The organism is Streptomyces sp. NPDC052701 (assembly GCF_040678355.1).
Taxonomy (GTDB): Bacteria; Actinomycetota; Actinomycetes; order Streptomycetales; family Streptomycetaceae; genus Streptomyces.
In genome coordinates this window covers 59,464-82,941 of the sequence record NZ_JBFATO010000018.1, presented here as the reverse complement: position 1 = coordinate 82,941, position 23,478 = coordinate 59,464, and the positions used below count along the sequence as shown (strand labels likewise).

Genomic DNA, 23,478 nt, shown 5'->3' with positions numbered 1-23,478 from the left:
CGGTTATGGGCGGATGCCCGGCCCGGGCTCAGGCCCCCACCAGCGGGGAGCCGGACGGCGTGCGCAGGGACCGGGCGAGTTCGGCGAGGGCGTGCTCCAGGCCGTGCAGGTGGGCCAGGGCGGGTTCCGCCACGGACGGCCGGTCCGCCTGGACGGTCACGGACCCGCCGCTGGTGAGCGCCTCGACGGCGCCCTCCACCCGTCGGCAGGCCTCGGCCAGGCGGGCGTCGTGGGAGGCCTCCGGGTCGGCGGCGACGGCGACCAGGCCGCGGATCTCGCGGGCGCAGTCGTCGAGGAGGCCGAGCACCCGGCGGGCACGCCGCTTGCGGCCGAGCATCGGGTTGAGGGGGTGCACCAGCGGGGCGACGGAGAGCCGGACGCGCGCGAGCAGCTGCTCCAGTTCCGCCACCCGTGGGGCGGGGTCGGCGTCCGCGACGCCCGCCAGGCGGGCGGCCGTCTCGGCGGCGCAGGCGCGGACGCAGCGCAGGGCCCGCTGGATCCAGGCGTCCGTGACGCTGTGCGTGGTCACGGGCAGGATGAGGACCACGGCCAGCGCGGCGCCGAGCGCCCCGACGCCGGTCTCCGCGAGCCGCAGGAGGAGCAGGCCGGGGCCGAGGACGCCGAGCAGGCCGTAGAGCAGCCCGGCCAGGAGTGTCACCCAGAGCATCATCCAGGTGTAGGACACGGCGGCCGTGTAGAAGATGCCGAAGACGCAGACGGCGGTGAGCACGGCCGTGGGGACCGGGGCGCCGTGCAGGGGGACGGCGACGAGCAGGCCGAGGCCGATGCCGATGACCGTGCCGAGCAGCCGCCGGAAGCCGCGCACCAGGGTCTCGCCGCGCGAGGTGGTGTTGACGAAGATCCACCAGGTGGCGCCGACGGCCCAGTACCAGCGCTGCCCCGACACCAGCTGGCCCACGACCAGGGCGAAGCCCGCGCCGGCGGTCGCCTGGATCGCCTGGCGGGTGGTGACGCGGGCCAGGCCGGTGCCGCCGGGCGGGGCGGGCACGGGGGCCGGGGGCAGGCGGCGTTCGTAGCACCACAGTCCGAAGCGCACCGCGGAGGCGGCGAGCACGGACAGCAGGACCGAGGCGTACAGCTCGGGCAGCTGGCCGGTGGTCGCGTGCAGGAACTGCGCCACGAAGAAGGTCATGAACGCGAAGACGCCGAGGCTGTGCCCGCGCGGGCCCCAGCGCCGCGCGTACACACCCGCGCCGACCACGGCGAGGAAGACGAGGTCGCGCGCGACGGGGTGGTCGTGCAGTTCGGCCGCGGCGGCCAGGACGGGCAGGCCGACGGCGGGCAGCAGCGCGGTGGTGACCGCCTGGCCGCGCACCGTGGCGTCGGTGACGGTGAACAGGGCGAGCAGCGCGGCGAGGCCGCCGGTGACGGTGCCCGCGAGGGAGTGTCCGGCCAGGCCGCAGGCGACGACTGCCAGTCCGATGCCGAGCACGGCCCGCGCGGCGAAGCGCAGCCGCACCCGGCCCGGGTCCGGAGCCACGAACACCCTCTTCAGCACTGCTTACCGCCTCCTTCACGCACCGGCCGGACACCGGCATGACACCGGCATGAGAAAGGCGCCGCGGGGATCCGCAGCGCCATCGACCGCTCCATATCACCATTCCTCCCACCACTGGCTCAACCGGGGCCGCCGCGACTGGTCCATTGGCCCAGCGCAGGAGGCCGGCTCCCGGCCCTCGGAGAGCCAACGGCCGACGGCCCGCGGCCCAGCGGCCCGGACCTCGCCGGGCCCTGGGTACAGTCGGTGATGATCAGCACCGCACGAGGAGGCCGGGCACGATGGCCGTGGACGAGCTCGACACCCGCATCCTGCGGCTGCTGCTGGAGCAGCCGCGCACCAGCGTGCGCGAGTACGCCCGCATCCTCGGGATCGCCCGCGGCACGCTGCAGGCCCGCCTGGACCGGCTGGAACGCGACGGCGTGATCACCGGCACGGGGCCGACCCTCTCCCCCGCCGCACTCGGCCACCCGGTCCAGGCCTTCGTGCACATCGAGGTCACCCAGGGGCACCTGGACGACGTGGGGGACGCGCTCGCCGAGGTCGCGGAGATCGTCGAGGCCTTCTCGATCACCGGCGGCGGGGATCTGCTGACCCGGGTCGTGGCGCGCGACAACGCCCATCTGGAGGACGTGATCCAGAAGCTGATCAGCCTGCCCGGCGTGGTGCGCACCCGCACCGAGGTGGCCCTGCGCGAGCGCGTCCCGTACCGGCTGCTGCCGCTGGTGGAGTCGATCGGGCGGTCGGCGGGGAAGTGATCCGCCCCCGGGCCCGCGAGCGCCTTGGCATGCTGGACCGCATGAGCGGTCTCAACGGCATCTCGGTCATCTTCGATCTCGACGGAACGCTGGTGGACAGCGAACCGAACTACTACGAGGCGGGTCGCCTGACCCTCGCCGAGCACGGCGTCGCGGACTTCGGCTGGGCGGACCACGAGCGGTACGTCGGCATCAGCACGCAGGAGACGGTCGCGGACTGGAAGGAGCGCTACGGGCTGTCCGCCTCGGTGGAGGAACTGCTGGCCGCCAAGAACCGCCGCTACCTGGAGCTGGCGCGCGGCTCCACGCGCGTCTACCCCGAGATGGCCGGGTTCGTCGGACTGCTGGCGGCCGAGGGCGTTCCCATGGCCGTGGCCTCGGGGTCCTCGCCCCAGGCCATCGCGGCCGTGCTGGCCGGCACGGGCCTGGACGCGTACCTGCACACCGTGGTGTCCGCCGACGAGGTCGCGCACGGCAAGCCCGCCCCCGACGTCTTCCTGGAGGCGGCCCGCCGGCTCGGCGCGTCCCCGGCCGACTGCGTGGTGCTGGAGGACGCCGCGCCGGGCGCCGCCGCCGCGCACGCGGCCGGGATGCGGTGCATCGCGCTCCCGTACGTCGCCGCGCAGGCCGACGCCCCGGAGTTCGCCACGGCCGACCTGCTGCTGCGGGGCGGTCAGCGGGAGTTCACGGCGCGGGGTGCGTACGAGTGGCTGGTGCGGTCGGCCCGGCCGGCCTGACCTCTCCCGGCAACCGCAGGTACGGGGCGGTGGCATCCCGGACGGCGGCGTCGTACGTCGTCGGCCGCTCGGCGACCCGGCGGGCGGACTCGGCGCACACGGCCCCCGCCGCACGCGCCGGGGTGAGCGGTTCGACGGCCGGCCGGGCGGGCGAGCCATCCCGCGGAGGGCGGCTCACAGATTTTTTGCGGTACCGGTGATTGTTTCGCCTCTCGCATCCGTATCTCCTGGCGTTGGGCCGTTCGTATCCCAGGAGGCACGATGCGCATCTCGCGCCGCACGGTTGGAACCGCGTTCGTGGGCGGAGCCATGATCCTCACCCTCACCGCGCTCGCTTACCCCGCCATGCTGGGCGTGCAGAACACAGCGACAGGCCAGGACCGCATCATCGCCAACACCAAGTACGGCCCGCTGACCGAGGCGGACCGCGACTTCGTCGTCAGGGTGCGCGCGGCCGGGTTGTGGGAGTACCCGCTGGGCACCCTGGTGCTCCAGCGGGGCACGACGCCGGCGATGAAGGAGGCGGGTGAGCATCTGCTCGTCGGGCACGGCCGGCTCGACGCGACCTGCCGCAGGATCTCCCAGGAGCTGGGCATCACCCTGCCCAACGAGCCGTCGCCGCAGCAGCAGCAGTTCGTGGCGACGGCGGAGGGCACGGCCGGCAAGGAGTTCGACTCCACGGCCGTGACCATCATGCGCGTCGCGCACGGCTCGATCTTCCCGACGGTCGCCAAGATCCGGGCGAACACCCGCAACAGCCTCGTGCGGCAGCTCGCCGACCAGACCAACGACACCGTGCTCGACCACATCACGGTCCTGGAGAAGACCGGTCTGGTCAACCACGAGCAGGTCACCTACCAGCAGACCAACCCGCCCAAGCTGCCCCAGGACCAGACCACCCCGCCGCCTCCGCAGCCGGGCGCACCGGTCCGGGTGCTGGACGTCCCCGAGGACCTGAAGGATCTGGAGACGATCGCCCCGAACCCCTCCTACGGGCAGCCGTCCCCGCAGGTCGGCTGAGGCGGGGCGGGGCCGACGGGCTCGCGCTCCGGCGGAGCCGGGGCTATGAGGGACGGCGGGGCCTGCCGCGCCGGCCCCGCCTGGGTGCCGCGGATCCGCGCTCCGCGCCCTTGCCGGTCCGCCCGCGCCGCGCGCCGGCCGTCCCGGCGCGCTTCTCCTTCGGCTGCGGCGGGGCCTGCCGGCGGCCCCGTGTGCTGTTGACGGTCCGGCCGCGGACGATGCCGATGAAATCCTCCACCAGGTCCGTCGTCGCGTCCTGCGGCCAGGCCAGCGCCACGCTCGACTCGGGGGCGTCCGTCAGGGGCCGGTAGGTGAGGTCCTTGCGGTGGTGCAGGCGGGCGAGCGACAGCGGGACGACGAGCACGCCGATGCCGGCCGCGACGAGTTCCACGGCGTCGGCCGTGGTGGCGGGGCGCTCGAAGGCGGGCCGGCCCGGAAGGCCCTCCCAGGCCAGGACGTCGTCCAGGGGGTGCAGCACGATGTCGTCGGCCAGGTCCTCGGGGGACACCTCGTCGACCGCCGTGACCAGGTGGTCCTTCGGGACCACGACGACCGTCCGCTCGGTGTAGAGGGGGATCGCGCTGAGGACGTCCCTGTCGACGGGCAGCCGCACGAGGCCCGCGTCGGCGCCGCCGTTCAGCAGCGAGTCGCACGCCTCGGCGGCGGGCACCTGCTCCAGGACGAGCGGGACGTCGGGCAGCCGCTCGTGCCAGATGCGCACCCACTTGTCGGGCGTCACCCCGGGGACGTACGCGAGCCGGAACGAGGGGGATACTTCCGAGCCTGTCACCTGGCCAGGCTACCGGCCGTGGTCGGCGCTCGTGCACACGCTCGATACCCTGGGCGGCATGAAGTCGCACCAGAACACCCAGACCATGAAGCCCGCGACCGCGGCGAAGAAGCTGGGTGTGTACCTCGAGGCCACGCCCGCCGAGTTCCGGGAGGGCGTCGTCTCACGCGCCGAGCTGGACGCGCTCCAGGCGGATCCGCCCGAGTGGCTGCGCGAGCTGCGGCGCAACGGCCCGCACCCCCGGCCGGTGGTGGCGGCGAAGCTGGGCGTCTCCATCGCGGGCCTCGCGCGCGGCGGCGTCACCGAACCCCTCACCACCGAGCAGATCGAGGCGCTGAAGCGGGAACGGCCCGAGTGGCTGGAGCGGGAGCGCGCCACGCAGGCGGAGGTCCGCAAGGAGGCCGCGCGCCTGAAGAAGCGGGACGAGGAGCGCGCCGCGCGCAACGCCTGACCCGGCCCGCCGCAGCCGGGCCCCGGTGTGGCGGTGGGCGGGGCTGCGACCGCCCTCCGGACAGGGCGCGGCCCCGCGGCACCGGCCGTACGGCACGCCCACCGCCTGCTCTTCCCGCCCGCCCGGGATGCCCTCCACGCCCACCCGGGATGCCCTCCGCCCCTTGCCGCCGCTCCCTGCTCGTCCTTGCCGGCCCTCGTTCCTCTCCGCCCGCCCCTGCCCTTCCTTGCCCGCTCCTGATTCGCCGATGGCCTTCCGAGGCGGACAATGGAAGGAGCGGAGGGCGGTGATCCGGTCCTCGCGTGCGGAATGTCCGGACGTGCGGGAACCGGCGCCGGCCGACACCGCCGTACGCCGCCCGGACGGTACGGGCACGGGCAACCGCGCGTCACGAGCAGGAGATCCCATGACCAGCTCCACCGAACACCGCATCCACCAGGACCACTCCCACAGGCACGGCGAGGGCTGCGGTCACGTCTCCTTCGTGCACGGCGACCACGTCGACTACGCCCACGACGGCCACCTCCACCGGGACCACGAGGACCACGTCGACGAGTGCGCCGCCGACGGCCACACCGTCCACGACGGCCACGACCACCAGCACGGCGAGGACTGCGGCCATCTCGCCGTACCCCACGAGGACCACACCGACTACGTGCACGACGGCCACCGTCACGCCGCCCACGACGGCCACTGGGACGACCACTGACCGGTCCGCCCGTACCCACCGGGCACCGCGGGCGCGCCCCCGACGTCCGGGGCCGCGTTCGCGCTCCGGACCCGCCTGCCGTAAACGCCAGGCCGCGCCACCCCTTCCGGCGGATAGAAATATCCACCAGCATGACTACGCCGGTCCGGCCCGCGGGTTTCGCGGGGCCGGCGGTTCGTGTCCAGCGTGCGCCCGTCGCGGCGCGACCGACCGTGCCTGGGGTGGGACATGCCGAGCCCGATGGGGAGACAAGCCGTCGAGTGGCTCGCCGCGGCCGCCACGGATCCGCAGGAGTGCAAGCGCGCGTGGGACCACGGCACCGGCACCGTCCTGCTGGAGGCCGGACGGTTCTGGGACGTGCTGACCGTTCCCGACCGGCTGGGCCTGCTCGCCCTGGACCTCCTGCGGCGGGACCCGCTCGACGTGCCCGGGCCCACACTGGTGGACTGCGCGGCACGCCGGGTCGGCTTCTTCCTGCCGCCCGACCCGGGCAGCGAGTGGATCGGGGGCGGTGTGCGGCACGCCGGCCGGGGGTCCTGGGTGGCCGTACCACCGCCCTACCGGCCCGCCGGGCGCCTGGAATGGCTTGTTCCACCGAACGGCGCGGGCACCCTGCACACGCCCGCCGCACTCGAAGCGGCGCTGCGGGAGGCCGCCGCCACGCTCGCCGTCCTGGCGCCGGTCGGCGCGGAGCGGGCGGAACAGGGATGGTGAGGAGCGGGCGGAACAGGGATGGTGAGGAGCGGGCGGACGAGCCCTCTCGGCCTTCGCGGTGCTCCGGGGCCGCGTGTCCTCCGGTCCGCCGCTGCGCCACCGGGGCCGCGTGGATCGGCGGGTGACCCGCGCACCCGCCGGCGGGACCGACGTGCGACGACGGCGCGGTGCCGTCCCCGAGGGGACGCAGCGCCGTACGGAGTCACGAGCCGTACGGAGTCGCCCTGCGCCCCGGGAACCGCACGGCTCCGGCGCGGTGGTGGTGGTCCGCGGCCGGGTCGTCCACACTGACGTCACCGACGTCACCGACGTCGTCGCGAACACGGGCCGGTCGTCCCCGTACGGCGACAGGGGAGGCAGATGTCACAGCGCACCGATCTGCGTCGGCACCGGGCCGTGCTGGAGCACGAGTGGTCCCACTGGGTGCCGCGGTTGAGGACCGCCGGCGGGCAACCGGTCGGCAGCCACGCGCTGCGCCGCGAGGTGACCGAGTCGTGGGCGCGTTCGCTCGGCAGCGTGGACCCCGGCCGGGACAGCGCCCCGGTCGCCGACGAGGGCCTGGTGCACCACCGTTGGGCGTGCTCGCCGCTGCGCGGGCCGGTCGCCGACCTGGCCGCCGAACTGCACAGCATCGCCGACGACGCCGGCTTCGTCACCGCGGTCACCGACGAGTCCGGCACGATCCTGTGGACCTGCGGCGGGCCGGCCATGCGCCGCCGCGCCGAGCGCGTCAACTTCGCGCCGGGCGGCCGGTGGGACGAGCAGGCCATGGGCACCAACGCCCTCTCCCTGGCCCTGCGCACCGGCCGTCCCAGCTCGGTCTTCTCGGCCGAGCACCTGGTGACGGCCCTGCACGGCTGGGTCTGCTACTGCGCCCCCGTCCACGCCCCGGACGGCCGGGTGCTCGGCGTCCTGGACCTGTCGACCACCTGGGACCGCTCGCACCCGCTGGCCATGTCCACCGTGCGCAGCCTGGTGTCCGCCATCGAGACCCGGCTCGCCGCGGAGCCGCCCCGCCCGGACCCGCCGCACCTCCGGCTCACCTGCCTCGGCGGCGAGCAGGCCGTGCGGGGCGGGCGGCCCCTGCCCCTGCGCCCCCGCCAGCTGGAGATCCTCACCCTGCTCGCCCTCGAACCGGACGGCTTCGCACCGGACCGCCTGCGCGACGCCCTGTACGGCGACCGGCCGGTCACCGCGTCCACGTTCAAGGCGGAGGTCTCCCACCTGCGCCGCGCCCTCGGCGGCGGCATCGCCCCGCGCCGCTACGCGCTGACCGTCCCCGTCTCCTGCGACGCCGTCGAGGTGCTGCACGCCCTGGAGGGCGGCGACGCGGAGACCGCGCTGCGCCTGTACCGGGGCCCGCTGCTGCCCCGGTCCGAGGCGCCGGGCGTCGAGGAGTGGCGCACCCGCCTCGAAGTGGCCGTGCGGGAGGCGGTGTTGGCCAGTGCCCGCCCGGAGCACGCGCTGCGCTACGGCGAACGGGCCCCGTACGACACGCAGGTGCACGCGCACGCGCTGCGCCTGCTCGGGCCCGACGACACCCGCCGCGCGATCGCGGCCGGCCGGCTGGCCGCGTCCCTGCGCGACTGACCCGCCCCCTCCCGCACCGGACGGCGCGCCAACCTCCCGCCAACCTCCCGGGAGCACAGTGGGCGGCGTCACGACGGCACGGACCGTCACCCGCCATCACCGAGGAGAGCCGCCATGGTGTACGCGCAGCCCGGAACGGACGGCAGCATCGTCACCTTCGCCCGCCGCTACGACAACTTCATCGGCGGGGACTGGGTCGCCCCCGTGGAGGGCCGCTACTTCGAGAACCCGACCCCGGTGACGGGCGAGGTCTTCTGCGAGGTCGCCCGCTCCTCCGCCGCCGACGTCGAACTGGCCCTGGACGCCGCGCACCGGGCGGCCGAGCGGTGGGGCCGCACCCCCACCACCGAGCGCGCCCGCCTCCTGAACCGGATCGCGGACCGCATCGAGGAGAACCTCGAGAAGATCGCCGTCGCCGAGACCTGGGAGAACGGCAAGCCCGTCCGCGAGACGCTGGCCGCCGACATCCCGCTGGCCGTGGACCACTTCCGCTACTTCGCCGGGGTGGTGCGCGCCCAGGAGGGCAGCATCGCGGAGATCGACGCCGACACCGTCGCGTACCACTTCCACGAGCCGCTGGGCGTCGTCGGGCAGATCATCCCGTGGAACTTCCCGATCCTGATGGCCGCCTGGAAGCTGGCGCCCGCGCTCGCCGCCGGCAACTGCGTGGTCATCAAGCCGGCCGAGCAGACCCCGGTGAGCCTGCTGTACGTCGTCGACCTGATCGCCGACCTGCTTCCGCCGGGCGTGGTCAACGTCGTCAACGGCTTCGGCGTCGAGGCGGGCAAGCCGCTCGCCTCCAGCCCGCGGGTGGCGAAGGTGGCGTTCACCGGCGAGACGACGACCGGCCGCCTGATCATGCAGTACGCGAGCGAGAACATCATCCCCGTCACGCTGGAGCTGGGCGGCAAGAGCCCGAACATCTTCCTGCCCGACGTGATGGCCGCCGACGACGACTTCCTGGACAAGGCCGTCGAGGGCTTCGTGATGTTCGCGCTGAACCAGGGCGAGGTGTGCACCTGCCCGTCCCGGGCCCTGGTCCACTCCTCGATCTACGACGCCTTCATGGCCCGCTGCGTCGAGCGCACGAAGGCCGTCGTCAGCGGCGACCCGCTCGACCCGGCGACCATGATCGGCGCCCAGGCCAGCAGCGACCAGTACGAGAAGATCCTCTCCTACATCGACATCGGCACCAAGGAGGGCGCCGAGCTGGTCACCGGCGGCCACGCCCGCACCGTCCCCGGTCTGGAGGGCGGCTACTACATCGAGCCGACCGTCTTCCGCGGCACCAACGACATGCGGATCTTCCAGGAGGAGATCTTCGGCCCGGTGGTGTCGGTGACGACGTACGACTCGGTCGACGAGGCCCTGAAGATCGCCAACGACACGCTGTACGGCCTGGGGGCCGGCGTGTGGACCCGGGACGGCAACACCGCCTACCGCCTGGGCCGGGAGATCAAGGCGGGCCGCGTGTGGACCAACTGCTACCACGCCTACCCGGCGCACGCGGCCTTCGGCGGCTACAAGAAGTCCGGGATCGGCCGCGAGACCCACAAGATGATGCTCGAGCACTACCAGCAGACGAAGAACCTTCTGGTGTCGTACTCGCCGAAGAAGCTGGGCTTCTTCTAGGCACCGGGAAAAGGGCACCTGACCAGGGCTGACGCCCGGCAGGTGCCCTTCACGGGCGTTGCCTGGACCGTAAGGCGAAATGCGCCCTTACTCCCGATCCATCCCACCCGCACCCCACCTCCGACCAGTTGTTCCGGGGCATTTCCGGGCCAAGTCCTGGCTAGCGCACCCGTAGCGGTGTCTCGTCCTCGTCCCACCGCCGCATGGAGTCCTCAATGAGGCGGTTGGCGTGATGGCGGGTTTCGGCGAGGAACTTGGCGTAGTAGCGGAAGAGGACCCCGATGCTCTGCCCTGCTCTGCGCGCGCACTCGGCTGGGTCGACCCCGGAGGCCAGCCAGAAGGAGATGCCGGCGTGGCGCAGGTCGTACGGCCGCTTTGCCAGTTCCAGGGCATGTTCGTCCAAAGTGAGCGCCGCCTCGCGTGCCCGGCGCCACGTAATGCCGTACGCCGAGGCGTCGACGTAGTTCCCGGCCTCGTTGCGAAACACACGCCCGTCCGATGCCACGCCGAAGCGCTCTATGTGCTCGCGCAGCATGCGAACCAGAACAGGGGGGATCGGAACGGGGCGTGTAGCCTTGACCGCGCGCCGCTTCAAGGAGTGGATCTCATGGACGGCGCCGTTGTCGGTCCACTCCTTGCCGGCCGCCACAACGCCGCCTTTCAGGTTCAGCAACCCCCATCCCGTAGCAGGCAGGCGGCACTGGGACTTCTGCAGGTGGATAACCTCGGCTGGGCGCATCGCGGCGTAGTACATGCAGCCGAAGAAGGCGTACAGATGCGGGCCCCGACCGGGAAGTTCCTTGACCGCAGCAAGAAGACGAGCGACCTGAGCCGGGTTCGGCACACATTCCGGGTCGACCTCGTCGGCAACCTCGGGAGCACTCCAGCGGAGTCCGGCCAGCGGGTTCTGCCCGAAGTAACCCCGCTCGACTGCGACGGCGAACACCTCATTGATGGCCGCCTTCTTACGCTTCACGGTCTTCGCGGCTGCGGCGCCTCCGTCGGTCTTACGACACAATGCGTCAAGCCCTCGGCGCAGTACGTCGGGCTCCTCCAATTCGCTGACTGGCAGGGAGTGCCGGTCGATCCAGTCCAGAGCCGCCTGCCACTCCTCCTGCGGTTCAGAACTCCACGCCTTTTTGTTGAAGGCCCACGAGTAGAGGGCGCGCCGCAGGACCCGCGGTGATCGGTAAAAGACTCCCGGCTCGACAAAGGCCGGTGTGACGGTGGCCAAAGCGTCGGCGAGTGTGCGGCGGGTATTTCCCGGAGTGCGGTCCCAACGCTGCTCAATGTATTCTCGCGCCAGGGCGTACCACGTAGTGCGCTGCTTCAGAGCACGCAGCTCGGAAGCCGGCAGGCCCGTTCGGGGATCAAACGGCTCACCGTCGCGAGCCGCCGTTATCAGCTTGGCGCGACGGCTCTCTGCAAGTCCCCTGGTGAGGAAGGACTCCGACTTTTCTCGGCCATTGACCGTCCAACGGACCTCATATCCCTTGCGACGGTCAGGACGTTCACGTATCTCCCAGAAGCGAACCTTGTAGCTCATCGCCATTCAGGCGTATTCCTTTCGCACTTCTCCCACCACGCGTCCAAGTCAGCGCGGCGGCAGCGTAGTTCTCCATTCGGTAATTTGATCATTCGGGGAGCCAAGCCTCGGGCCCGAAGGCGATAGAACGCAGACGGACTCATACGAATCTCGGCCAGAACCTCGGCCAGTTTGAGCACAGGGGGATGTGACATCTGATTCTTTTCGGGTGAGTGGGGCATCAACGTTAAGCGCGGCTACTACCAGAGCTCCACTCGCACCCCGACCCACGAGGCAGATACCCCCTACCTTCGTGGAGGCGCCGTGACGCACCCGTGTCGCCGCGATCAACGAAGTGGCAACTGCACATCGGCGGGAGCCGACCGGTCCCCTCTTCGCCTGTTTTTGGCATCACTGCGTTCGCTCGGCTCCGCCTCCAGGCACAGCCGTTACGAACACCTAAACGATCCTCACAATCGCCGGTTTGCCTAACCGGCGATCGTGGGCTATCTTGCACGCTTCTCTCAAGAATCACCTTCAACCATCAGCCACGACACCAACCGACACACCTCCAAGCAACAAACGCATATCCTCGTCACAACAAACAATTCCACCCGGCGAACGTCTCCTACAACTACGCTACTCATGTACCAAAAATTTTTCCGATGCCGCAGGTAGACGAGTTGGAAATTTTCCACATTTCGACGACATGTGGATGGCTCGCACATTAAACGCAAGGAAGGCGGCAGCAATCAGCCTAGGAGGCCGCAGAGTATTCACCGGCAAAAGGAACTCCTCACCAGGCCACCCGGTGGACCGCTCATCAGTCTCATGCTCTCGGGGTGTTGTACGTTGACATGGCCCGGAGGGAAAGTTCCAGTCCTTTGAGGTTCTTCCTAGTCTGCCGTGGGCGAATGCCGAGCCAGCCTAATGGCGCGGGAAAAATACGCTTTGTCGGTCAGGACAGATGTCCGGTTTCGAGGACGAGGCCAGCTTCTCGATGACGCCGCCTACCGCCCGTACCTGGTCCGACCGCGGATGCACTCCGTCGTGCGCGTGCGAGGTCGCTCACGCCGCCGCTTATCCGTCGCCGCCCTGGCCTGCCACAAACCCAGCGAACGCTCTCGGCTGATCTACCGACCCCACACGGACGCCCGGCCCGACTGACGCAAGAGCGTCTCCTAGGAGGATTACCGCGACCTCATCCAGACCACGCACCAGCAGCTCGGTGGACCGATCGTGCTGGTCTTGGACAACTTGAACACCCACCTGACGGCCGGGATGCTCCGCTACATCGCCGAACGCGACCGGCTCACCGTCTACCAACTCCCGCCCTACACAACCGACCTCAACCCGGTCTAGACGAGTAGCTCCAATGTAATCAGTGGTCGAAAGCAACGAGCGAGCGGGTGACGGGCGCGCTGGTCTGGTTGTTGTGCCAAATTGCGGCGGCCATCGCCAGGATGCGCTGGGCCACCCGGATGGCGACGCCCTCGAAGCTCCGACCGCCGTGTTGTTCCAGGTCGAGCTGACCCTTGAGGGTGTCATTGACCGACTCGATGAGCTGGCGGACCTTCTTGAGCATCGACTCGCCGAACCGCTGCTTCTCCCGTTGGAAGGAGGGCCGCAGCATCTCGATGCCCAACGCGGCGAGCTCTTGCTCGAACGCTTTGGAGGCGAAGCCCTTGTCGGCGATGAGCAGGATGCCCGTGCGTCGGGCGACCAGCCCGGCGTCGACCTCGAGCATCGCGGCCAGGACCGCGCGCTCGTCGAGCTTGGGGTTGGCCAGTGCCCACAGGATCGGCATGCCGGTGGGGGTGCACACCAGGTACAGGCGCAGGCCCCAGAAGAACCGGGAGTGGGAGGCGCAGTAGCCGTAGCCGGCCCAGCCCGCCAGGTCGGAGCGCCGGACGGTGGGGCGCGACATGCCACACGGCACCGGTGTGGAATCGGCGATCCACACCGTGTCGGTCCAGAAGTCGCTGTCCCGGGCCAGCTCCCGGATGATGCGTTTGACCAGTGGAAGGGCCGCTCGGAGTCGCTTGTTGTAGCCCGCGCGTTGAGGCAGGTAAGGGAACATGCCGGACAGGTGTTTGCGGGCGTAGCGCAACCAGCGGGCTTCGGAGTGGTAGCCGAGCAGGGCCTGCGCCACCGCGAGGCAGACGAGTTCGGAGTCGCTGAGCAGAGGCAGGCGGCCAAGCCATCGCGTTCCTCCGATCTCGTCGTCGATCTTCACGTAGAGTCCGGTGAGGAGGGTGTCCAGGTCGTTCGTCACACAATGACCTTGGGCACCTTTCGCATTGGAAACGGTCGGTTTTGCGTAACTGCGGGGGTTGGCTGCATGACACCGGAGTCGGAGCGGTTCGTCGTCATCACCGGGGGACCCGGATCAGGGAAGAGCACCTTGATCGACCACCTGCAGGGAATGGGCTATCCGCGATCCGTCGAGGCGGGGCGCGGCGTCATCCAAGACCAGATGGCGATCGGCGGATCCGCGCTGCCGTGGGCTGATCCCGTTCTCTTCGCCGAACTGATGCTTTGCTGGGAACTGCGCTCCTATCGCATGGCCGCTGGGCGGGCGGCGCCGGTCTTCTTCGACCGCGGGGTTCCGGACATCGTGGGATACCTGCGGCTGGAGGGGCTACCGGTCCCAGATCACATCCACGCTGCTGCGAAGACGTTCCGCTACCACCACCGTGTATTCGTCGCACCTCCCTGGCCGGAGATCTACGAACAGGACAGCGAGCGTCAACAGTCATACGACCAGGCTGAACGCACCTACGAGTCGATGATTGCGACCTACACCGCGTACGGCTACGAACTCGTGCATCTGCCCCTCGCCCCCATAGCTGAGCGGGCACGCTTCGTCACCGGCTTCCTTCGCTGATTACTTAAGAGCTACTCGTCTAGGACATGTGGTCGGTACTACGGTGCACCACGACCAACCGCGCCTTCACCGACCTGCAAGATCTGATCATCGCCGCCCGGCGGGGCCTACGCCAGCTCCAGTACCGCAACGACGTCCTCGACAGCTGTCTCACCGGCGCCGAACTCACGCCTGCCTCACTACGACGACATCACGCTTTCAAGGCCAGCAAGCGTTTTCCAAGCGGGCGGGCAGTGCACGGAGGCGTTTAAGTAGCTGTCCTACCTCCGTCTGACCGTGATGTTCATGCAACGTTATTTCCTGCCAGAAAAGGACAGGTCAGCCGCCAGCCTCGATCGGTTGTCTGATGTCAGCAAGGCAAAGGGTTGGTATGCGATTCTCGGCGAGCCACCGGGCAACCCGTACTTCCCAGAACGCGGCTTACAAAACTCTTTTGCCGCGCGGGATACAGCCCTGACGGCAGGACCCCGCGCGGCAAAGACCATCAGCCGAGGGGAACCTTCGTAAAGGTCTCCCACTCGTACATCCGGTTATCCCGATGGATCACGATGAGTTCCGCGCTGGAGACGCGTGCCTGCGCCGGCGTCAGGCTGAGGCCGGCGAGGACCTGCGCGATCGGCTCGGCGGGGCCCTCCGCAGCACTGTAGGCCACGGAGACATGCGGGGTGAACCCTTCGGCCTTCTCCGGTACGTCACCGAGGACGGCTCCGATGGCATCACGGATGGCGTTTCTGACAGCGCGGACCGGACCGTCGGGGTGGACGTGTAGAAGCACCGCCTCGGGATCGATCACTTCCGGTCCGATCTGGAGATCGAAGGCGGGGATAGCGCCCAGCCGGGTCCGGGCCTCGCCCACGATGGAGTGGATGGTCTGTTCTTCGACCTCTCCTACGAACCCGATTCCCTGCATGGTCAAGTGCAGCCACCGGTCGGGGATCGGAGTGAGGATGTCTCCGAGAGGCGCGAGCGCGGACCGGTACTCGGCGGCGAGTCGGTGCACGTCGCCCTGACCGTCGAAGGTGAGGTGCCAGGTGTAGAAGCGGCGGCCGACACTCCAACCGGGCCGCCACCACCAGTGGTTCCGCATGGTCTCGGGGTGAGTCGTCATAGCTGGAGATCAAATCAGGCGGCGCCCTCTCCTGGCGAGAGCGCGAGATGTCGTGGAGCAGAGTTCACACAGAACTCTTCGATGGCTTGCTGCAGCCCGGCCACAGTGCCGCTGACCTCGGGGCGCCCAGTGCCCGTACGTAGTTCATTGAGGCGCCGGGCAACGGGGGCCAGACGATGGTCCGGTGAAAGTGCGAGGACGGGCCCGAGTGCTTCGATGGCGCCTTCCGCTTCACCAGTGGCCAGATGTGCCGCAGCTTGGCTGATACGGATCTGGGATTCGGTTCCGTAAGCCCTGACCGGTTGTCCGGTGAGGAGCGCGAGGGCGTCTTCCGCGCTTCTCAAGGCATCGGCGGGGCGACCGATACGCAGCTGAACTGCTGCCGCGTAGTTTACTTGCCGCGCTGGCTGACAAGCGAAGATGCCTCCGATCTCGTCTTCGCCGCTCACGGCTGCGCGTATCTCCTCGGCACGAGAAAGCGCTGCCAACGCTTCATCATATGCACCGAGTTGAGACCAGGCATCGGCTTCCTGGCAGGCGAGTAGAACCGCGACTGTGCCTGTGGTGGTGTACGTGGCGCCACGTCGGGCAAAGTTGACCGCCTCACGAAGGCGTCCGTCCCAGAATGCCACCTTCGAGCGAGTCGAGAGTACCCAAGCGCGAAGGTCATTGTGACCTGCCAATTCGGCACACAGCCACGCCGTGCGACCTTGAGTATCCGCATTGCGTATCTGCCCCAGATCAGACGACATCCATGCCAGATTGGTCTCGACGGCCGCCGTCCAGGCCGGGGCGGGGATCTTCAGCACGTGTTCGTGGATCACTTCGGTAATCGTCATGCCGACCGAGTAGGACAGCCACCGGCCCCGCTTCGCGAGCCAGGACACGAAGTCGTAGGTGCCGCCGGCGGAGTCCGTGCGGACCAGCGTCTGCCGCCCCCGCCCGTACTTCTTCGGCAGCTGCGCCAGGGCGAGTCGGGCGGTGGTGATGTGGTCGGCTGCCGTGTTCGAGCCCGCGTTCCCCGGTCTGAGGAGGACGGCGACCGGCTCTCCGGTTCCGCCCGCTCCGTGGTCGACGAAGGCCGTCAGCGGATGGTGGCCGTAAGTCTTCTTCCAGGTCGCGGCCGCACCCTCCTTGTCGGAGTGCGCGATCACCAGGACGCCGTCGAGATCGACGGTGACCTGACCGTCGGCGTCCGGGGCATTCTCACCGGCCAACGACCAGATGCGGTCACGGACTTCGGACCGTGCGGACCGGATGGCCTGCAGGGCTTTCTCACCGGAGGCGGCGAGGTTGTCGATCAGGCGGGAGACGGTCGGGTCGGAGGCGACCGGGCCGAAGACAGCTGGCTCGCACCGCAGCATCGCGACGTCCGCGAGGCAGTCCCCGCCCAGCGCGACCGCCAGCGCCACGTCCAGCAGGATCTTGCCCGGATCGTGCACCGCCCGAGCCTTCCGCCACGGCGCCAACGCCGCGGATATCGCGGTGTCCAAGCCGACCTTGCGGACGGTCTCGGCCAGCAGCACACTCCCGGCCTGCGAGACCACCGCCCGTCCGCCGCCCTCGATGCGCGCGGGTACGACCCGATACGCTTCTTCACCTGGAGAGTGCTTCTTTCCATGCAGCCAACAGGACCCTCGACAAGTCCCATGGTTGCAGGTCAGGAGCACTCTCCGCTTATTTGATCAAGCCTCGGACAACCCCACCCCGTGAAAGCGCGAGGCTAGTACGGCGGAGTCCGTGCCGGACAACTCGGCCAGTCCGGCGGTGAGACCGGCATCGTCCCGCCGGTGCATACCTCGGTCCTGTCGTATGGACGGCGCTGCCTTTCCGGAGGCGATGAGACCGGCCGCACCTGTCTCTGTGCGCGCCTGGAGCTTCAGGGCCACCTCATAGGCCACGACCGCGCCCATACTGTGCCCGAAGAGCACCGTCTCTCGGTCCAGCCAGGGGTCGAGGGCGTCGGCGATACGGCTCGCCAGTTTCCTGATGTCGTCTACGGGCGGCTCGGTGATCCGGTCCTGACGGCCCGGATATTGCACGACGAGTACCTCGGCCGTCGCAGACAGCGCCGCCGAGAGGCCGAAGTAAGCCGTCGCGGAGCCGCCGGCATGCGGAAGACAGACCAGCGTCGCTCCGCCGCCCATGGGCCGGTGGTACTGCCGGAACCACATGCCGTGTACCGCACGGTACTCGGGTACGGTCATGATCTACTCACTTCCACGAGGGCACACTCGGTATGCGGTGCGGGTATCGCGACACGTGCGGTGGCGACGCTGGCAGCCCGAAAAGGCTGTACCTGACGAGGCCGGCGGCGCTTCGTGCACTGCTGTAACTGCCAACCGCGGCACGGTGGGTCAGGCGCGTATCTCAAGCGTGCAGCACTTAACGCTGCCACCGCCCTTGAGGAGTTCGGACAGGTCGATTCCGATCGGTTCGAACCCACGTCGGCGCAGTTGTTCGGCCAGCATCTGTGCGGCCTCCGGGAGAATGACGTGGTGTCCGTCGCTGACCGCGTTCAGACCGAACACCTCGGCGTCCTGCTCATCGACCCGAACCGCGTCTGGGAAGATATTTTCCAGGACCGCGCGGCTACCAGCTGAGAATGCCGCCGGGTAGTACATGATTTCGTTCCCGTCCAGCACAGAAAGCGCCGTATCGAGGTGGTAGTAGCGGGGATCGGTGAGCCGCAGGCTAATGACAGGCATGCCGAAGAACTCCTGGGCCTCCAGGTGTCCTTCGGGCGTACTGCGAAATCCCCAGCCGGCCAGTACAAAGTTCTCGGTGACGAGGAAGTCACCCTCACCCTCGTTGATGAATTCCGGCTCGTGCACGTCGGTGAATCCGTGGGCGCGGAACCAATCCAGGTAGGCTGGGCCCTCGGATGCCCGCTCCGCATTGCGGAAGCGGGCGCCGAACACTTTGCCATCCACCACGGTCGCACCGTTAGCCGCGTACACCATGTCGGGCAGGCCGGGTACGGGGTCGATGAGATTCACCGCGTGCCCGAGGGACAAGTAGAGGTCGTAAAGGCGCTCCCACTGCATCACAGCCCGCTGCGTGTCCACCGGCTTGGCCGGGTCCATCCAGGCGTTGATGGCGTAAGTGACTTCGAAATGTTCGGGGCGGCACATCAGGTAGCGGCGGGGTCGAGGGGTGCGTTCACGTCCTCGGCTGGGCCCGGTCGCGTGAATTGGAGTGAGCGTCATGACAACTCCGGATCGGTCGGTTCAGAGTGGTGGGCGCGGCTCAGTCGACGGCCGCGTATGCGTCGGTGAAAATGGCCACAATAATTATTTCTTTTCTCCGTTCACCGAGATGTAGAACCTGTCGTCCTGCCATCGAAATTGGTTCCCACTCATCATTCCTCTACTCTTGGAGATTTTGGGATCATTTTGAGCTTCCTCACGCATGGGTCAGGACACGCTTACAGGCTCGTACGACGGCCGACGATGAAGTCGGCGATCTCACCGCTCCACACAGTGAAGTTCGACAGCAGGAAGTCGCCGAGTAGTCCGGCCATGTCCGTAACGTCGCAGCCATTCGCGTTCATCAGCACGCCATCATCCGTTGTTTTCCGGGCCACGCAGAGGAAAGGGCTGCGGCCCGATGCATGTAACAACGAGGCGGGGGCCAGGCAGGGGTACCAGCACCAAAGGTCAGGACCACAGAATCAGATTCCCATCCAGGGTGAACCCCATGAAGGCGGACAGGGTGATGCGGCGTGATCCGCGAGGTTGGGCCACTTGGTGAAGGTTACGGCAGTCGAAGAACACCCCTTCTCCAGCTTCCGCCCGCACCGTGACGGAGGGAGCGTGGGCGACGACGTCCGACAGCCAGCCGTAACCGTCCTTGCGTGAATCGTCGTCCGGCACCCATCGGTGCTTCCACACCGTTAGTTCTCCGCCCTCATCGGCGACGGTGACGTGGCAGTTGAAGGCGAGTTGAACGATGGGTTCCTCATCCAGGTGGCCGGGGAACTCCCGTGCGATCTCGTCGTAGTGGATCTTCGACCCATGAGGAAACTCCCGCAGGATTCCCACATAGAGCGACTTTCCGTCGATCGTCGCAGGTCTTACCGGTATGCCCAGTTCACCAGCCAGTGAGTCCGCGACCGTCTTCATCGGATCGAGTTCATCGAAGTGGTGACGCCAGGCGGCACGGGCCGTCTCGGCCTTCTTCCAGTATTCCTCGTGCAGCTTGCCGTTCACGTAGTAATCGTGGACCGCGGGGCCGAACTTGAGGATGGGAGGGACGAGCCGTTCCTCGTCGTAGGTTTCGAAGGACGGTTGCGTGACCCGGGCAGCAATCTCATCAAGATGCTGGCTCAACAGGCCGGGCCACCGGACCGCCCCGCACATTCCGGCCGCCAGTTTCTGGAGTGCGCGTCGTGCACCCGATTCCGCCACCTGCATGGCAGCGAAGGTCTCATCGGCCAGGGCAGCGATCGGGGACTCGGTGCGTGCCTTTTCCACTAAATTTTCCTTCCATGACAAGGGGGGTGTTCAGGCGTCGGCAGTGGTCTCCCTGATCCGACGGTTGAGCCTGGTTTCGTTCGGCCAGCGGACGTCCCAGGCCCAGCCCGCCAGCTCGCACCAGCGAATGACCCGTGCGCTGATGTCGATCTGCCCCTTGCGCACTCCATGCCGGGCGCACGTGGGGTCCGCGTGGTGAAGGTTGTGCCAGGCGTCGCCGAAGGTGAGCAACGACAGCCACCAGACATTGCCGGACTTGTCCCGAGAGTGGAAGGGGCGGTCGCCGGCCACGTGACAGATGGAGTTGATGGACCACTCGACGTGATGAACGAGACCGATTCGGACCAGACTTGCCCAGAAGAAGGAGGTCACAGCGCCCTCCCACGACCAAGTGAGCAACGCACCGGCAACCGGTGGTGCCAGCACGGACACCAGTGTCAGATGCCAGTACTTCCGCGATATGCGCATCACTGCGGGCTCCTTGAGCAAGTCCGGAGCATAAGTGATGAGCGAAGCGTGCCGATGGAAGAGCCAGCCGACATGCGCGTACAGCATCCCCTTGGCGATCGCGGGCGCAGAGGTCCCGAACCGCCAGGGCGAGTGGGAATCCCCCTCCCGGTCCGCGAACCGGTGGTGTTTGCGATGGTCCGCCACCCAGGTGACCGGTGGGCCCTGGAGGGCGAGGCTGCCGGCGATCGCGAGGGCGATGTGCAGTGGCCGGTTGGCTTTGAAGGCACCATGGGTCAGATACCGGTGGAAACCCATGGACACGCCCAGCGTGGTGAGGCAGTACATCACCACCGCGAGCGTGATGTCCACAGGTCCGACACCCCACCCCCAGGCGACGGGCACCGCCACGACCAGCGCTAGGAAGGGCAAGCCAATCATCGCGTAGAGAACGACACGATCCCGTGTGCCCGCCAGGGTGTTCGCTTTCGCCATGTGAGTCTCCGTTGAAGAGGCGGTGTCAGGTCTGTGCGGAGGGTGCCTCCCCGCAGCAGTCGGGTTATGCGGGCACGTCGGACGTGAACGCCAGAACCACGTTGTGCCCGCCGAAGCCGAACGAGTTGCTCACCGCCGCGTCGACCCGCTGGTGCCGGGCCGTGCCCATGACATGGTTGAGCTCGCCTTCGCCGACTGCCCCGTCAAGGTTCGCCGTCGGAGGGACCAACTGGTGATCGATGGTGAGGACGGTGAGAGCTGCTTCGATGGCGCCAGCCGCGCCAAGCGTGTGCCCCAGTACGCCCTTGGGCGCGGTGACACTGGGCCCGTGGGGCAACACACGCCTGATCATCGAGGCTTCGGCCGCGTCACCGGACGGGGTCGAGGTCGCGTGAGCGTTGACATGGTCGATGTCGGCAGGGGCAAGTGCGGCGTCGGCGAGTGCCTGGCGCAACGCCACTTCCGAGCCCGCGCCCAGCGGATGCGGCGAGGTGGGGTGATGGGCGTCGGTACTCGCCCCGCACCCCGCGAACACCGCCCGGGGCCGCTTGCCCCTGGCGATCGCGTCCTCGGCCCGCTCCAGGACCATGACCGCGGTGCCCTCGGAGATGACGAATCCGTCCCGCTCCTGGGCGAAGGGGCGGGACGCCCCGGATATGTCATGGCCGCGAGTCGACAGTGCGCCCATGCGGTGGAACGCGGCCACCGGAAGTGGGTCGACCGCCATCTCCGCCCCACCCGCCAGCACGATGTCGCACTGTCCCGATATCAGCAGTCCCCGGGCCGTCATCAGCGCGGTGGCGCCCGAGGCGCAGGCGGTCGCGGTGCCCAGACTGGGGCCGTGGATCCCCAGCGCAAGAGCCACCTCTCCGGCGGGCATGTTCGGCAGCGCCATCGGCATCGTCAGGGGGGAGACGCTGAGGGCGCCCTTGTCCATCAGCCGCAGTGACTGGGTGCGCCACTGGGCGAGGTCCCCGATACCGCACCCGATGACGACCCCGACCCGGACGGAGTCCCACGAAGCCGGATCCAGCCCGGCGTCCGCCACGGCGTCATGGCTCGCTGAGACGGCCGCCTTCACGACCGGGCTCATCCGCCAGGAGGCACGCGCCGACATGCCGCGGCCCAGTTCGGTCTTCTCGGGCAGCCTGCAGGAGAAGTCCACGGGCAGTCCGCTCAGCTGCGGGTCCGCGGCGGCGGTCGGCCTGCCGCGGCACACTCCCTCCCAGGTGGCGGTGGTTCCGTCACCGGCCGGGGTGATCATCCCCAGACCGGTGACGGCGACCGCGGAAACGCCCTTCACGCGCTGTCCCCGCCGGTCCTGACGTGGGCGGCGATGTGCTCGGTGAACTCCGCTAGGCTGGTATCGGCGGTGATGCCGTCCTCGGTCACCGTGACGCCGAGTTCCTCGCTCAGGACGACCGCCAGCTCGGCCAGCGCGAGGGAGTCCAGTTCGAGATCGCCGATCGTCGTGGTCGGCGTGATCTCGTCGGCGGGGATGTTGAACTTGCTCTGTAGGGTGTCGCTCAGGGTGACGTAGACGGTGTCGGTGCCTGTGGACATGGTGTGTTCCCCTCTCCCCGGGGGCCGGTGACCCCACGAGGTGGTCATGGGTTGAGTGCCGGTACGTGTTGCAGATCGGGCCAGACCAGTGCGGTGGACCCCCAGGTCAGTCCACCGCCGAAGCCGGTGAGCACGACCCGTTGGCCCGGCCGCAGCAGGCCCTCGCGGTGAGCGTGGGCCAGGGCCAGCGGAATGGAGGCGGCTCCCGTGTTGCCGACCTCGGCGAGGTTCCCCACGCACCTCTGCGGGGGAAGATCGAGTCGTTCGCAGACGGAAGACAGAATCCGCGCGTTCGCCTGGTGACCTATGAAGCGGTCGATATCCTCTGTGCGCCAGCCGATGCGGTCGGCCAGAGCCCTCACGGAACCGCTCATGCGCACCACGGCGTGCTTGTAGACCTCCGAGCCCTGCATCCGGAAGAAGTGGTCACCCTGCGCCGGCGGCTGTCCGGTGGCGCGATGACGGGATCCGCCCGCGGGCACCGTGATGAGATCCGCGTGCGCTCCATCGGTGCCGAGGTCGAAGCCGAGCAGGGCACCCGGCTCGCCGGGCTCCCCTCGACGCAGCAGCACGGCGCCCGCGCCATCGCCGAACACGATGCCCGCCGATCGGTCCTCGGGGTCGAGCAGTGTCGAGTACACGTCGGCCGCGACCAGTAGGACCCGTTCGGCGAGTCCGGCCCCGACCAGCCCGGCGGCAGTCGCGAGCGCGTAGACGAAGCCACTGCACACGGCCGAGACGTCGAATGCCGCCACCGTGCCAAGGCCGAGCCGGGCAGCGAGCGCAGGTGCGGTGGCGGGCAGCGGATGATCGGGGGTCGAGGTCGCCAACACCACCGTGTCGACGGAGCGGTCTCCGGCCAGGACCCGTTCGGCCGCCTCCACGGCGATGTCCGAGGTCGCGGTGCCCGGCTCCACCCGATGCCGGCCGGCGATTCCGGTGCGGGAACGAACCCAGGCGTCGGTGACCCCCCAGGACTCCGGCAGTTGGTCGTTGGTCACCCGTAGCGGCGGCACCCACCCGGCCAGCCGTTCCAGTACGCATGCCGCCGTCATGGC

The 23,478-nt window shown here is 68.9% G+C and carries 23 protein-coding genes and 2 pseudogenes; 11 read left to right on the top strand and 14 right to left on the bottom strand.

From position 1 onward, the window contains the following. Window positions 1-28: 28 nt before the first annotated feature. Window positions 29-1,519, bottom strand: coding sequence for an FUSC family protein (locus AB0L29_RS21370; protein ID WP_365829279.1), 1,491 nt, complete (start codon window positions 1,517-1,519; stop codon window positions 29-31). 281 nt (window positions 1,520-1,800) lie between these two features. On the opposite strand from AB0L29_RS21370, the gene AB0L29_RS21365 reads away from it, so the two are divergent. The 3 genes from AB0L29_RS21365 to AB0L29_RS21355 all read left to right on the top strand — a co-directional run bounded on the left by AB0L29_RS21365 (window position 1,801) and on the right by AB0L29_RS21355 (window position 4,034). Then, the gene (locus AB0L29_RS21365; RefSeq protein WP_365829278.1) at window positions 1,801-2,277 is read left to right on the top strand and encodes an Lrp/AsnC family transcriptional regulator; all 477 of its coding nucleotides are present in this window, start codon (window positions 1,801-1,803) and stop codon (window positions 2,275-2,277) included. Between the two features lie 41 nt (window positions 2,278-2,318). Then, window positions 2,319-3,014: an HAD family phosphatase gene (locus AB0L29_RS21360; RefSeq protein WP_365829277.1), complete on the top strand. Its 696-nt coding sequence runs from the start codon at window positions 2,319-2,321 to the stop codon at window positions 3,012-3,014. Between the two features lie 261 nt (window positions 3,015-3,275). Further along, entirely contained in the window at window positions 3,276-4,034 is a 759-nt protein-coding gene (locus AB0L29_RS21355; protein WP_365829276.1) for a DUF4142 domain-containing protein, read from the top strand. Between the two features lie 43 nt (window positions 4,035-4,077). Here the strand turns inward: AB0L29_RS21355 and AB0L29_RS21350 are convergent, their stop codons facing one another. Further along, window positions 4,078-4,824 carry a LysR family transcriptional regulator substrate-binding protein gene (locus AB0L29_RS21350; RefSeq protein ID WP_365829275.1) on the bottom strand — a complete coding sequence of 249 codons (747 nt, stop codon included), beginning with the start codon at window positions 4,822-4,824 and terminating at the stop codon, window positions 4,078-4,080. Window positions 4,825-4,882: 58 nt separating this feature from the next. Here AB0L29_RS21350 and AB0L29_RS21345 point away from each other — a divergent pair, with 58 nt between their 5' ends. The 5 genes from AB0L29_RS21345 (at window position 4,883) to adh (ending at window position 9,920) form a co-directional block, all read left to right on the top strand. Continuing rightward, a complete protein-coding gene (locus AB0L29_RS21345; protein WP_365829274.1) occupies window positions 4,883-5,275 on the top strand; it encodes a DUF5997 family protein in 393 nt (130 codons plus the stop codon). A gap of 406 nt (window positions 5,276-5,681) precedes the next feature. Beyond that, window positions 5,682-5,984: a hypothetical protein gene (locus AB0L29_RS21340; RefSeq protein WP_365829273.1), complete on the top strand. Its 303-nt coding sequence runs from the start codon at window positions 5,682-5,684 to the stop codon at window positions 5,982-5,984. 240 nt (window positions 5,985-6,224) lie between these two features. Beyond that, window positions 6,225-6,698: a hypothetical protein gene (locus AB0L29_RS21335; RefSeq protein ID WP_365829272.1), complete on the top strand. Its 474-nt coding sequence runs from the start codon at window positions 6,225-6,227 to the stop codon at window positions 6,696-6,698. 360 nt (window positions 6,699-7,058) lie between these two features. After that, on the top strand, window positions 7,059-8,288 hold the full coding sequence (locus tag AB0L29_RS21330; protein WP_365829271.1) for a GAF domain-containing protein: 1,230 nt from the start codon (window positions 7,059-7,061) through the stop codon (window positions 8,286-8,288). Between the two features lie 114 nt (window positions 8,289-8,402). Beyond that, entirely contained in the window at window positions 8,403-9,920 is a 1,518-nt protein-coding gene (adh, locus tag AB0L29_RS21325; RefSeq protein WP_365829270.1) for an aldehyde dehydrogenase, read from the top strand. Window positions 9,921-10,080: 160 nt separating this feature from the next. Here the strand turns inward: adh and AB0L29_RS21320 are convergent, their stop codons facing one another. After that, on the bottom strand, window positions 10,081-11,472 hold the full coding sequence (locus AB0L29_RS21320; RefSeq protein ID WP_365829269.1) for an integrase: 1,392 nt from the start codon (window positions 11,470-11,472) through the stop codon (window positions 10,081-10,083). Then, window positions 11,463-11,660, bottom strand: a complete 198-nt coding sequence (locus tag AB0L29_RS21315; protein WP_365829268.1) for a helix-turn-helix domain-containing protein — start codon at window positions 11,658-11,660, stop codon at window positions 11,463-11,465. The genes AB0L29_RS21320 and AB0L29_RS21315 overlap by 10 nt, the downstream gene beginning before the upstream one ends. Window positions 11,661-12,445: 785 nt before the next feature. On the opposite strand from AB0L29_RS21315, the pseudogene AB0L29_RS21310 reads away from it, so the two are divergent. Beyond that, window positions 12,446-12,804 (top strand): annotated as a pseudogene (locus AB0L29_RS21310) (transposase); the annotation flags it as partial. A 22-nt stretch (window positions 12,805-12,826) separates the two neighbouring features. Here the strand turns inward: AB0L29_RS21310 and AB0L29_RS21305 are convergent. Continuing rightward, the gene (locus AB0L29_RS21305) at window positions 12,827-13,720 is read right to left on the bottom strand and encodes an IS982 family transposase (protein WP_365829267.1); all 894 of its coding nucleotides are present in this window, start codon (window positions 13,718-13,720) and stop codon (window positions 12,827-12,829) included. 3 nt (window positions 13,721-13,723) lie between these two features. On the opposite strand from AB0L29_RS21305, the gene AB0L29_RS21300 reads away from it, so the two are divergent. Beyond that, the gene (locus AB0L29_RS21300; RefSeq protein ID WP_365829266.1) at window positions 13,724-14,332 is read left to right on the top strand and encodes an AAA family ATPase; all 609 of its coding nucleotides are present in this window, start codon (window positions 13,724-13,726) and stop codon (window positions 14,330-14,332) included. A 26-nt stretch (window positions 14,333-14,358) separates the two neighbouring features. Continuing rightward, window positions 14,359-14,583, top strand: a pseudogene (locus AB0L29_RS21295) (hypothetical protein); the annotation flags it as partial. Between the two features lie 233 nt (window positions 14,584-14,816). On the opposite strand, the gene AB0L29_RS21290 reads toward AB0L29_RS21295, so the two are convergent. The 9 genes from AB0L29_RS21290 to AB0L29_RS21250 form a co-directional block, all read right to left on the bottom strand. Continuing rightward, window positions 14,817-15,419, bottom strand: a complete 603-nt coding sequence (locus AB0L29_RS21290) for a 2'-5' RNA ligase family protein (RefSeq protein ID WP_365829265.1) — start codon at window positions 15,417-15,419, stop codon at window positions 14,817-14,819. 35 nt (window positions 15,420-15,454) lie between these two features. Continuing rightward, entirely contained in the window at window positions 15,455-17,065 is a 1,611-nt protein-coding gene (locus AB0L29_RS21285) for an IS1380 family transposase (RefSeq protein WP_365829337.1), read from the bottom strand. A gap of 60 nt (window positions 17,066-17,125) precedes the next feature. After that, complete coding sequence (locus tag AB0L29_RS21280) at window positions 17,126-17,647, bottom strand: alpha/beta fold hydrolase (RefSeq protein ID WP_365829264.1); 522 nt, start codon at window positions 17,645-17,647, stop codon at window positions 17,126-17,128. Between the two features lie 150 nt (window positions 17,648-17,797). Beyond that, window positions 17,798-18,649, bottom strand: coding sequence for a dimethylargininase (gene ddaH, locus AB0L29_RS21275; protein ID WP_365829263.1), 852 nt, complete (start codon window positions 18,647-18,649; stop codon window positions 17,798-17,800). Window positions 18,650-19,099: 450 nt separating this feature from the next. Beyond that, the gene (locus AB0L29_RS21270; RefSeq protein ID WP_365829262.1) at window positions 19,100-19,915 is read right to left on the bottom strand and encodes a hypothetical protein; all 816 of its coding nucleotides are present in this window, start codon (window positions 19,913-19,915) and stop codon (window positions 19,100-19,102) included. Between the two features lie 30 nt (window positions 19,916-19,945). Then, window positions 19,946-20,857, bottom strand: coding sequence for an acyl-CoA desaturase (locus AB0L29_RS21265; RefSeq protein WP_365829261.1), 912 nt, complete (start codon window positions 20,855-20,857; stop codon window positions 19,946-19,948). A 64-nt stretch (window positions 20,858-20,921) separates the two neighbouring features. Next, complete coding sequence (locus AB0L29_RS21260; RefSeq protein WP_365829336.1) at window positions 20,922-22,121, bottom strand: beta-ketoacyl-[acyl-carrier-protein] synthase family protein; 1,200 nt, start codon at window positions 22,119-22,121, stop codon at window positions 20,922-20,924. 35 nt (window positions 22,122-22,156) lie between these two features. Continuing rightward, on the bottom strand, window positions 22,157-22,420 hold the full coding sequence (locus tag AB0L29_RS21255) for an acyl carrier protein (protein ID WP_365829260.1): 264 nt from the start codon (window positions 22,418-22,420) through the stop codon (window positions 22,157-22,159). Between the two features lie 44 nt (window positions 22,421-22,464). Next, entirely contained in the window at window positions 22,465-23,475 is a 1,011-nt protein-coding gene (locus AB0L29_RS21250; protein ID WP_365829259.1) for a beta-ketoacyl-ACP synthase 3, read from the bottom strand. Window positions 23,476-23,478: the final 3 nt, after the last annotated feature.